The 11839-nt window shown below is 62.3% G+C and carries 9 protein-coding genes; 1 reads left to right on the forward strand and 8 read right to left on the reverse strand.

Annotated features, from left to right (window positions below; genetic code table 11):
* Window positions 1–19 precede the first annotated feature (19 nt).
* The 6 genes from B5525_RS42415 to B5525_RS42440 all read right to left on the reverse strand — a co-directional run bounded on the left by B5525_RS42415 (window position 20) and on the right by B5525_RS42440 (window position 8473).
* The gene (locus tag B5525_RS42415) at window positions 20–1294 is read right to left on the reverse strand and encodes an efflux RND transporter periplasmic adaptor subunit (RefSeq protein WP_079572406.1); all 1275 of its coding nucleotides are present in this window, start codon (window positions 1292–1294) and stop codon (window positions 20–22) included.
* Window positions 1291–4476, reverse strand: a complete 3186-nt coding sequence (locus B5525_RS42420; protein WP_079572408.1) for an efflux RND transporter permease subunit — start codon at window positions 4474–4476, stop codon at window positions 1291–1293. The genes B5525_RS42415 and B5525_RS42420 overlap by 4 nt, the downstream gene beginning before the upstream one ends.
* A gap of 53 nt (window positions 4477–4529) precedes the next feature.
* Complete coding sequence (locus B5525_RS42425; protein ID WP_079572410.1) at window positions 4530–6020, reverse strand: YncE family protein; 1491 nt, start codon at window positions 6018–6020, stop codon at window positions 4530–4532.
* Between the two features lie 3 nt (window positions 6021–6023).
* Window positions 6024–6551 carry a DUF305 domain-containing protein gene (locus B5525_RS42430; RefSeq protein WP_079572412.1) on the reverse strand — a complete coding sequence of 176 codons (528 nt, stop codon included), beginning with the start codon at window positions 6549–6551 and terminating at the stop codon, window positions 6024–6026.
* A gap of 314 nt (window positions 6552–6865) precedes the next feature.
* Complete coding sequence (locus tag B5525_RS42435; RefSeq protein WP_425305244.1) at window positions 6866–7210, reverse strand: c-type cytochrome; 345 nt, start codon at window positions 7208–7210, stop codon at window positions 6866–6868.
* Between the two features lie 12 nt (window positions 7211–7222).
* On the reverse strand, window positions 7223–8473 hold the full coding sequence (locus tag B5525_RS42440) for a molybdopterin-dependent oxidoreductase (protein WP_079572416.1): 1251 nt from the start codon (window positions 8471–8473) through the stop codon (window positions 7223–7225).
* 269 nt (window positions 8474–8742) lie between these two features.
* Here B5525_RS42440 and B5525_RS42445 point away from each other — a divergent pair, with 269 nt between their 5' ends.
* Window positions 8743–9768, forward strand: a complete 1026-nt coding sequence (locus B5525_RS42445) for an aldo/keto reductase (protein WP_276328828.1) — start codon at window positions 8743–8745, stop codon at window positions 9766–9768.
* 817 nt (window positions 9769–10585) lie between these two features.
* On the opposite strand, the gene B5525_RS42450 is transcribed toward B5525_RS42445, so the two are convergent.
* Entirely contained in the window at window positions 10586–11125 is a 540-nt protein-coding gene (locus B5525_RS42450) for a hypothetical protein (RefSeq protein ID WP_079572419.1), read from the reverse strand.
* 397 nt (window positions 11126–11522) lie between these two features.
* The gene (locus tag B5525_RS42455) at window positions 11523–11786 is read right to left on the reverse strand and encodes a hypothetical protein (protein ID WP_079572421.1); all 264 of its coding nucleotides are present in this window, start codon (window positions 11784–11786) and stop codon (window positions 11523–11525) included.
* Between the last annotated feature and the right edge of the window lie 53 nt (window positions 11787–11839).

Genomic DNA, 11839 nt, shown 5'->3' on the forward strand with positions numbered 1-11839 from the left:
GGCTCTCCTCCGTGCCGGTCTAGCTTGTCCGCACCTTGTTGCGCACCGCGACCTTGTTGCCCTCGGCCAGGTTCACCATCGGATTGAGGATGACCTGATCGCCCGGCTTGACGCCGTCGTGCACTTCGACCTCTGTGCCGAAGTCGCGCGCGATCGTGATCTTCTGCATGTGCGCGACGCCGTTCTCGACGACCGCGACATGCAGGCCGTTCTGATCGAACACCACCGCGTCGGCCGGGATGATCATCGACGGCGTCTTGCGCGGGATGAACAGCTCGACGGTGCAATAGATCCCGGGACTGAGCGCGCCGTCCGGATTGGGAACGTCGATCTCGGTCAGCAGCGTCCGGCTGCCGGGCTGCAAGGCGCTCGCGATGCGCGTGACCTTGCCGGGAAAGCCCCGATTTGGAATCTCGGGGACACGGACCATCGCATCGACGCCGGGTCCAAGGCCGAAGGCCTGATCCTGGGGAACGAACACCTGGGTGCGGATCACGTCAGGGTGCATCAGTGTGAACATGAAGGTCGACCCGGACTGCACCAGGCTGCCATTGTCGATGGCACGCTGAGTGATCACGCCGTCGAACGGCGCCACGACGCGCTGATAGGCCTTCTCCTGCTCGAGGATTCGTATCTGCGCTTCCTGGGCGGCGATGTTCGACTGAGCCACTCCGACCGCCGCCTGCTGCGCCTGCAGGGTCAATTGATCGTTGTCGCCTTGCTGTAGCGTGAGCCATCCCTTCTGGACCAGGTTGCTGTCACGGGCATTGGTGCGCTGGGCGAGATCGCGGCTTGCCTGGGTCTGCTGCAATGTCGCCTGGTCCTGGGCCAGCGTCGCCTTGGCCTGCGTGATCTGGTGGTCGAGCTCGGGCGCGGTAATGTCCGCCAGCAGGGTGCCGGCCTTGACCTTGTCGCCGATGTCGACGTAGCGCTTCTCGATGTAGCCGGAGGTGCGCGCAAAAATATTCGCCGCCTCGAAAGCCGTCGTCGTCGCCGGCAAAGTGACGGTAATCTTGCTGTCAGCCGCGCGGACCGCGGCCACGCGAACGTCGGGCACAAAGGTGCTGGCTTCCCGCTCGGTGGCCGCCACCGCAAGCCCGGCCTGGTAATGGCGCCAGCCGCCCAGCCCGAGGGCACCCAGCAGCAACAGCAGCACACCCGCCCCGAGCAGCGCGCCGCCGTAACGGCGTCGCCGCTTGGGCGTCACATTGGGGAGTGCAACAACGCGGTCGGTGTCGGAATCAAGCCGCTCCCGCCCACCATCATTTTTCGGCCGCACACGAATCTCGGTCATTCCGGTATTTCCTCGAATACGCCATGGTGAGGCTTTCCGTCGTTGCCCTTGCGCAGCATGGCGAACAGGTAAGGCACGATCAGCAGGGTTGTCGGGGTCGCGAACAGGAGGCCGCCGATGACCGCGCGCGCGAGCGCGGCGTTCTGTTCCTCGCCGGCACCGCCGATCGCCATCGGAATCATGCCGACGATCATCGCAGCCGCCGTCATCAGCACGGGACGGATTCGGGTGTGGCCGGCGCTCAGCGCCGCCTCGAAGGCGGTGTGTCCGTTCAATTGCTGCTCGCGCGCGAAGGTCACCAGCAGGATCGAGTTCGCCGAGGCGACGCCGACCGCCATGATCGCGCCCATCAGCGACGGCACGTTCAGCGTGGTGCCGGTGATGAACAGCATGGTGACGATGCCGCACAGCGTCGCCGGCAGCGCCAGGATCACCACGAACGGATCGCCGAAGGTCTGGTAGTTCACGACCATCAGGAGATAGACGAAGACCGCGGCGAACAGCAGCCCGATGCCGAGATTGCGGAACGAGTCGTTCATGCTCTGGATCTGGCCGATCACCTGAATTGTATTGCCGGGCTTGAGCTCCTTCTGAAGATCCGTCGTGACCTTCTTGATATCGGCCGCGACGCCGCCGAGATCGCGGCCCTGCACGCTGGCGTAAATCTCGAAAACCGGCTGAATGTTGGTCTGGTTGGAGTTGGTGGGCACCTTGTCCCGCTTGAAGGTCGCCACATTGCTGAGCATGCCCGGGACGACCTGGCCGCTGACCGCGAGGGAGGTGGATACCGGCGTGTTGGCAAGCGCATTCAGCGAGTTGACCTTATACTCCGGCGTTTGCACGGCCAGATAATACGGAATCCCCGAGGTCGGATCGGTCCAGAAATTGGGCGACACCTGCTCCGACGATGAGAGGCTGACGTTGATATTGGTGGCCACCGTGCTCGCGTTGAGGCCGAGCTGCGCGGCCCGGGTGCGGTCGATCTGGGCATAGAACGCCGGCGCGTCCGTTTCCTGCTGCAGATGGGCGTCGACAATGCCGGGTATGGCGGCAAGGCGTTGACGCAACTTCTTTGCCACCGAAAGATTGTTCAGGTCGTAGCCCACGGTGCGGACGTCGATCTGCGCCGGAAGGCCGAAGTTCAGAATCTGTGTCACGATATCCGCGGCCTGGAAGTAGAAAGTATCCTCCGGGAATGCCGCCGGCAGCACCTGGCGCAATTTCTTGATGTAGTCGGCGGTGGGCTTGTGGCCGTCCTTCAGCGCCACCTGAATCACACCATCGTTGACTCCGATCGTCGAGCCGTCGGCGAATGCCAGATTATAGGCCCGCGCCGGTAATCCGATGTTATCGACGATCAGGCTGCGATCCTTCTCGGGAATGACTTCGCGGATCTTGTCCTCGACCGCCTGGAAGATCGCCTCGGTGCTTTCGATCCGGGTTCCGGCGGGAGCGCGAACGTGAAGCTGGATCTGACCGCCGTCGATCAGCGGGAAGAAATCGCGGCCGACGAGCGTCAGCATCACCCCGCCCAGGCCCAGCATCAGCACGGCGACGACCGGCACGATAATGCGCCGCTCCAGCAATGTCCTGAGCAGTCTCGAATATCCGTCACGCAGGCGCTCGAAGCCGCGCTCGAAGGCGGCCGACATCCGCGAGAAGAAGCCGGTGGGCGCGCCGTCCTCGGCGTGATGCCGTTTCTCGCCCTTCAGCAGCAATCCGATCGTGATCGGGGTCAGGGTCCGCGACAATCCGTAGGACGCGAGCATCGCAAACACCACGGCGAGTCCGAGCGGCGTGAAGAGGTACTTCGCCGGTCCGTCCAGGAACACCACCGAGGTGAACACGCAACTGATGGCAAGTGTCGAAACCAGCGTCGGCATCGCGATTTCAGCGGCGCCATGCAGCGTTGCATAGGCAAGCGGCTTGCCCTCCTCGGTCCACAGGCGGTGGGTGTTCTCGATGGTGACGGTCGAATCGTCGACCAGGATGCCGACGGCCAGCGCCAGCCCGCCCAGCGTCATGGTGTTGAGCGTTTCGCCGAGGAAATACAGCACGACGAGCGATGACAGGATCGCCAGCGGGATCGAAATCATCACCACCAGCGTCGAGCGCCAGGAGCCGAGGAAGACCAGGATCATCAGCGCGGTGAGGCCCGCCGCGATGGCGCCTTCGCGCAGCACGCCGTCGACCGAGTTGGTCACGAATACCGACTGGTCGAACAGCTCGCTGATCTTGAGGCCGGGAGGTGCGGCGGCGCGGATCGCTCCCAGCGCCTGCTTGACGCCGTTGACGACCGCGAGCGTCGAGGCATTGCCGTTCTTGATGACGCTGAGCAGAACCGAACGGTGGCCGTCTTCCCGCACGATGTTCTGCTGCACCAGCGATCCGTCGCGGACCTGCGCCACGTCCTTCAGGAAAATCGTGGCGCCGTTGACGAATTTGACCGGCATCATGTTGAGGTCGTTGATTGTCGCCGGTGTCGCGTTGGTCCGCACCGTGTACTGGGTGTCTCCGATCTTCGCCGTTCCCGAGGGCAGCGTCAGGTTCTGTGTATTGACGGCATTGACGATATCGAGTGGCGTCAATCCGCGGGACAGCAGCTTTTCCGGATCGATATCCACCATGATCTGGCGATACTTGCCGCCGGCCGGGGTCGGCAGCGTGACGCCGGGAACCGGCGCCAACTGCTGGCGGACCTTGTAGATGCCGAAGTCGTAAAGCTGCTGCTCGTTCAGGGTTTCCGAATTGAGACTGAGCTGCAGCACGGGAACGCTCGACGCATTGAACTGCACCACGATCGGCGGCTGGATGCCGGGCGGCATCAGCGCGCGAATGGCGTTGGTGGCGGAGACGATTTGCGCGATCGCGAGGTCGAGATTGACGTCCGGCTGAAAATAGATCTTCTGGATCGACAGGCCGTTGAAGGTCTGCGCCTCCATGTTCTTGATGCCGTTGACGTTGGCGCTGATCGAATACTGGCTGTAGGTACTGACGCGCTGTTCCATTTCCGGCGTGGAAAGACCGGTGTACTGCCAGATCACGGTCACGACGGGAATGCGGATCTCGGGGAAGATATCGGTCGGCATCGAGCGAATCGCGGCGACGCCGAGAAACAGGATTAGCGCGGCAACCACGTAGAAAGTGTGCGGAAATCTCAATGCAAATCGAACGAGGCCCATGGTCTATTCCTGTTGCATGCCGGCTGCGCTGGCTGCGCAGCCGGCAGCATTTTTTATTTCAACTGCACCTGTACAATGGAGCCGGGCTGGTCGGCATGCCCTTCCGCGATTACCAAATAACGCCGCTGGATCTTGTCCTCGCCGTGCACCACCTGCCGGATTGCGCCGGTGGCATTGACGATCGCAGAGCCAGCCGGATTGGTCATGAAGGCCGCCAGCGGCTCTAGCGGCCCCACGCCGTCTGGCTCGTGTGACAACGCGAGAATGTAAGGCTGCTTGGGCTCGAGGCCCGTCACCGAAGCCTGCAGCACCTGGATCAGGCCCTGATCGAACAGCGAGACGCTGGTCGGAGCCTTGTCTTCGCTGCCAGCGCCACCGGCGCTGCCGACGGTCTTGCGGCCCTCCATCGGCCCCAGCACAAGATGGGCGGTCTGACCGGCAACGCCGAGCTGCTGCAGGCCCTGCGTGCCATCGCCTTCAGGCACTGCCTCCGGAACATAGGTAATCGCCTGCGGCGCCTGACCGACCGGGCTGGTCGCGATCAGTCGATTGGTGAGCGTGTCGATCGCGGCCATGCCGTCGGCATTTTCCAGCCCGACATAAACCCGGCGGCCGTCACCTGACGGCCAGATGCCGTGCGGTAGCTTGCCGACCGGGATTGTGGCAGCTACCGAGAAATCGTCGGTACGAAATACCTTGACCTCATTCAGTCCGCCAACCGTGACATAGGCGAAGGTGCCGTTGGCATTGTGGACGAAATTGACGTGATTGGTGATCGGTCCGGTATCGATCGACTTCAGCACCGCGAACGGCGGCTTCGCGTCGAACACTTCGGTCCGGCCGATATCCTTCAGCGTGAACCAGACCTGCTTGCCGTCAGGCGTCGCGGCGATATTCGGACAGAACGGGCTGTCCTGCTTGACGTGTCCGACGATCTGATGATCGGCAACCGTGATGACGACCGTCTCGGGGTTGAACGAGGAGCAGACATAGCCGTATTTTCCGTCAGGCGAGAAGATCTGCATACCCGGCCCGGCCGGCACCTTGATGCGCGATTTCTCCTCGAAACTCTGGCCGTCGAGCACGGCGATATAGTCCTCGCCGCGGACGGTGACCCAGACCTCCTTGCCGTCGGGCGTGAAAAACGCCTCGTGCGGCGAGCGGCCGACATAGGTGGTGTGCTTGACCGCGTTGGTCGCGGTGTCGATGAAAGTGACGGAGTTACTGCCGATTGAGACCACCGCAATGGTCTTGTGATCGGGCGAGAAGCCCATGCCGTGGACCAAAACCTGCCCTTTGTATAGCGGGCTGAAATTGCCCGGCTGGGGGTCGCCCAAATGGATTACGCCGAGCAATTTGTTGTCGACGGGATCGGTGACCGAAACGGTGTTGGAAAACTGCTCCGCCGAATAAACCCGGTCGTGACGGCTGATCGGAATATCCGGGTCCGAGGCCGCGCCTGGCACCTGGCCGGCCCAGGCTGCGGTCGTTCCAACCAAGGATATGCTCGTAAGAACAGTTAAAGCCAAAAGCGCCGGCTTCATGTTTCACTCCTGCTGCATGTTCATTTTCATTGAGTCATGTCGCACGGCACCGTGCGACATCATCGAGGACGTCATCGGCGCGGCCTGTGTCGGGGACGTCATCGACGGCGGCAGATCCTCGCCGACGGCGAGACGCATCGCGGCGATCTCCTGCTGTTGGGTTACGACGATCTCCTGCGCCAGACGGCGAAGCTGTTCGTTGCGGCCGTATCGAAGAACGGCCTGCGCCATGTCGATGGCGCCCTGATGATGCGGCACCATCATCGCCACGAAGTCCCGATCGACATCGCCGGTCGGCTTGATCGTCATATCTGCCATCATCTTGTTCATGGCGGTGTCGTTCTCCGACAGGAACGGCTGCTCGGCGGAAAGGTCCGGCCGGTATGCGACATACTGGACCGGCATCGCGCCGCGAACGTGATAGGCGCTCGTCGGATCCCGCGCCAGGGCGAACGAGGTCGCCGCGACCGACGCCGTGGTCGCCAGCGAAATCACACGTTTGCGAACGAAGGTGCGCGAGAACAGAGCCATCTTTTTCCTCCGGACCTATTCGACCAATGTCTCAACCATTGTGCGCGTGGGTTATTCCACGGCCCAGCCTTTTGCGTTTCCCCGGTTATCTTCTTGGAAGGTTCGCCCAACAGAGCTCCCGGCAAGGCAAGCCAACGCCGGGAGCGATTCGAACATGGCGGCGCGCCGCAGCGTTCTCAATTAAAAATCAATTTAGGATTTCGAAAATGCATTTGCAGCGGAGCAGTCCAAATCCTGGGCCGACTCACTTGATCAACGATCGGTGAAACCTCTTGAGCGTCGACTCAAGATTGCTTGAGCAAGATCGCTGGACGCTATTTCTCGCCCTTGATGCGATCCAGATAGTCGACAATCGCGCCGACGTCCTCCGGCGCAACCGGGGCCTTGTAGGCGGTAATCATCTTGTTGACCTCCGCCGTCCACGCCTGCCTCGACAATGCCGGCTGGTTCAACACCATGCCTGCGGAGTGGCAGGCTAGACAATTGTTGTTGATCGCGGCCGCCCCCGATCCCTGGAACATCCTGTCGCTCTCCGGCAGGTCGACCTTGACCGGCTTCAATTCCACAGGCGATGCGGCGCGCGCGACGGAGAGCATCGATAGCGCGCCCAAAAGAGTCCCCAAAATAACAATGACGGCTGGCGGAAGGTGGCGAAACATGGCGGTGCTCCGTCAGACGGCGATGAGGTTCACGGATTCCACGACATTGCGCATGAAGCCGGCGGGATTCCAGTTCGGCGTATCCGGTTGCGCCACGCCATTGACGTTGGTGCAGCGGGTCATCACGGTATAGGCGCCGGCCGAGGGCAGCGTGATTTGCGCGCCCCACTGCCGAAAACCGTATTTTCCCTTGTCTTCACCCAGTTGCGCCTGGCGCCAGCTTTGGCCGCGGTCGATGGAATAGTCGACCTTGGCCACCCCGCAATCACCGCCGAATGCAATGCCGCGCAAGCTCGTCTGTGCTGCCGCCTTCACCTTCTGGCCCGAGGGAATGTTGGTGACAAAGGATCTCGGCACCATCCGGCTGATCGGGATCATCTTCACACCGGATTCGCCCGGCGTGACGCTGGCGTGCGGCGTGTCGGGAATCGTGTAGGCCACTTTGGTCCAGTAATTGGTGTCGGGCTGGTCCAGCACCTCGATATCGCTGAGCATCTTGACCCAATAGGTCGCGTACCAGCCGGGCACCACGAGCCGCAGCGGAAAGCCGTTCACCAGCGGTAGTTGCTGGCCGTTCATGGCATAGGCGATCATCACCTCGCCGTCGCGCGCATGCTCGATGTCGAGCGATTTCATGAAATGCGGCGCATCCGAAACCACGGGCTCGTCGAGCCCCTTGAACCGCACCTGCAGCGCACCCGGCTTGACGCCGGCTCTATCCAGCACGTCCTTCAGTCGAACCCCGGTCCAGAGCGCATTACCCATGGCGCCGTTGGCCCATTCCCCGCCGGGCACGCGGGGCTCGAAGAAGCCGCGCGAATTACCCGAGCACTGGTTCACCGCGGCGAGATCGACACTTGGCAACCCATGCAGGATATCGTTGAGGGACAGCGACAGGGTCTGGTTGACATGACCGCGGACGTTCAGGACGAACTTGGCGGGATCGATATCGGTCGGGATCACCGCCCAGTGCCAGCGCACATAGAATTGGTCAGCCGGGGTGAAGACCCCTTTGTCGAAAACTTCAAACGGCGTTTCCAGCAAAGGCGGGCGGGTCCGCTGCAGGATCATCGGCCCCTTCTCCGGAAACGCCGATGTGATCGGCCGCGCGCCGGGACCGCCGGGCAGCGGAAGCTCCGTCATGGTTTCCGCCAGCGCGCGGCTCGAGCGCGCGAAGTTCGAAAGGGCGATGGCACCGACGCCGGCCGTTCCGAGCAATCGCCGTCGCGTGATCGCGTGGTGAAGAGGACCGGTCTCAGCCATTTACTCCTCCGGAAAAGTTCCAGTTCTCGCCCTGATAACCCCAGCCTGTCCATCACCCGTCCATCAACAGATGGTGACAGCGGACGGGAACGCCATCGCGAGATCGGGCGAATCTGGAATCGGGCGAATCTGGAACCCGGTCATCGAACGCAATCAAATAAATCCCTTTTTAGTCGAACTCCCGCACCGGCATGACCATTTTCATCGCAACGATCGAAATCAACGGCGTGCACTTCGGTCGCGCCGCCGTCATTTGCAGGAGTTGAACGATGAACCGCATTCCCTCCCATCATACCAGCATGGAATTCGTCGATATTCCCGGAACCTCCATTCGCGCCTCGCGCGTCGCGCTGGGGACGTGGGCGATGGGCGGTTGGATGTGGGGCGGCAGCAACGAGAGCGACGCCGTCAGCGCCATCCACGCCGCGATCGACCGCGGCATCAACCTCATCGACACCGCGCCGGTCTACGGCTTCGGCCGGTCAGAGGAAATCGTCGGCAAGGCGCTGGCCGAGCGCGGACGGCGCAAGCGCGTCTACATCGCCACCAAGGTCGGACTCGACTGGAAAGACGGCAAGCCGTTTCGCAACGCCAGCAAGGCACGGATCATCGCGGAGGCCGAAGCGTCCCTCCGGCGTCTGCAGACCGACGTCATTGATCTCTATCAGGTGCACTGGCCGGATCCGAACACCCCGATCGCGGAAGTTGCCGACGCCATGGGCGAACTGCATCGAACCGGAAAGATTCGCGCCATCGGCGTCAGCAATTTCACCCCGGCGCAGATGACGGAATTTCGCAAGGTAGCGCCGCTGCACACCGCGCAGCCGCCCTACAATCTGTTCGAACGCGCCATCGAACAGGACGTGCTTCCCTATTGCCGCGCGCAAGACATCGCCGTGCTGGCCTACGGCTCGCTGTGCCGCGGGTTGTTGTCCGGCGGCATGTCGCGAACGACCCGGTTTGCGGGCGATGATCTGCGCAAGAACGATCCGAAGTTTCGCGAACCGCGATACGAGCAGTATCTCGCCGCGGTCGAGAAACTCGACCAATTCGCGCAAGACCGCTTCGGCAGGCGGGTGATTCACCTGGCCGCGCGCTGGGTGCTCGACCGCGGCGAAGCCAATATCGCCTTGTGGGGCGCGCGCCGCGCCGATCAGCTCGCGCCGATCGCCGACGTCGTCGGCTGGCACATCGACAAGGCCGCGATGGACGAGATCGACCGGATTCTCAAGGAGACGGTCAGTGATCCCGTCGGCCCCGAGTTCATGGCGCCGCCCGATCGTCTTGCGGCGTAACCGCTCGGCTAACATCAGGGAAACAGCATGAAGCGATTGGGTTGCAGCCCGCTTGTCCCAGGCCGGCATGGTCACGGGCGCACCCACCTTGGGGTCACCTCGCCGCAGATCCCTCGTCGCCAACACCCACAACGTCGTCTTCGCTCCTTGTTCTTTCCATTGTCGTGGCGACATACGTCGAGAGATGTTCCTAATCGGATAGATGCTTGCGATCAGAAACGATCCAATAAACATCGATAGCGAACGCGATCTCCTTAACCAAAACTATTTTCAAGCTTTCTACGCCAGCTGTGTGAACGCTTACACAGTGCGTTTCGAAAAAATTACAAATTCACAGACATCAAATTCGAGCTCAGCTGGTTTTCCATCGATAAACTCGTATTTAATTGAATGGATCACGCGAGCGAGCCATCTTCTGAAGAAGCGAAACCGTGAGCGCTCAGCAACGCAGTCTGTGCAGTCACTCGGGTCATATCGGGGAATTCTTCATGAGACTTTTCCTAGTTGCCGCGACGGCCTGGCCATTACTCTGTGCCAGCCCCGCATTCGCCCAGGTCGGCGATGCGCTCGCCGACCCACTTTCGCCCATGCCTTCGCTCGACGCCACCTCTCCGCTTGGAATTGGCGCCGGTGGATCGGTCGGCCCGACCGGAGTCCCGCTGGGCGCCACCGAACTCATGTCAACGGGAGTCAGTCCGCTGCCCACCGGCGTAACCGGCACCATCGCGATCCCAACCAACGGAGCCATTACAGGCGGCGGCACCCCATGTTCATCGGTGGGGACTTTGCCATCGGGAATGTACGGATCGACCGCCACCTACGACGGCGGCGGAACGGCAGCCGGAACCGCTGTGCCTGCTACCGCGGCAACGACGGGCAGCCCGGTGACGACGGGCACTGCGACGCCGGACGCGATGGCGATGCCGGGAATGTCCCCGTCGCCGGGAATGTCGACATCTTCGGGAATGATGGACACGTCGGGAATGTCGGGAACGTGCGGCTCCGGCTCAAGCAGCCTCGCCGCATCCTCCGCTCCAACGTCAACTTCGCCCACCACACCGGGCGGCGCGGCTCGAACCGGAATTCCCTTTGGATCATTCGAGATTGGCAATCTTGGCGTTAGTTCGGCACCAGCCGTACCGCTGCCAGGCGCATTGCCGATCGCCGGCACCATCGCGCCGATTCCGTTGGCACCCGCGATGCCGACCGTTTTACCCGTGACGTCACCCGCGACGACGTCAAGCAATCCGGCGTGCGCGAGCCCCGGCACCAACAGCGGGATCGGGAGTTTCGCCGGCGAGGGCAACGCCGGGATCACCGGAACGTCGAACGCGGCGCGACTGGAGAGACAATCCATCCTCTGTCAACGGCCATGAAGAAGAACATCGTCGCCTCCGCTGCCTTACTGACTGCGCTGCTTGCGGTCGCTCGCTGCGTAATCCTTACGCTCTTATGGGAGAATCTTGCATGAGACCATTGTTAATCGTCGCGGCGACCTTGCCCCTGCTGTGCTGCGGCCCGGCATTCGCCCAGGTCGGCACGGCCATGCCCCCGCTCGGCGTCACCTCTTCGCTCGGAACGGATCCCAGCGCTACGGTCGGCACAAATGGTCTGGCGCCGGGCGTATCGACTCCCGTCAATCCCGTACCCAACGGCGTCACCGGCACGATTGCCGTTCCAAGCACAAGCAGCGGCGCGGGGGGGTGCTCGACCTTGGCGACTTCGCCAATGGGAACGTTCGGATCGCCCGCGACCTACGACGGTGGCGGAATGGCAATGGCAAACGGAACGACGACGCCCGCCACTGCAGGGACGATGGGCGGCGTAGCGCCGTCGGGAACATCGACGTCGTCGGGAATATCGACCTCGACGGCAATCTCGGCGACGTCGGGACTGTCGACCTCCTCGGGAATGGTGGAAACGTCGGGATTGACGGGGATGTGCGGCTCCGGTTCGAGCAGCATCGCCGCATCGTCGAGCCCAACATCAACGTCACCTGCCACGACAAGCAGCAACACTCGCGCCGGGGTTCCGTTGGGATCCTACCAGATCGGCAATCTCGGGATTAGCC

Source organism: Bradyrhizobium erythrophlei (genome assembly GCF_900129505.1).
Lineage (GTDB): Bacteria > Pseudomonadota > Alphaproteobacteria > Rhizobiales > Xanthobacteraceae > Bradyrhizobium > Bradyrhizobium erythrophlei_D.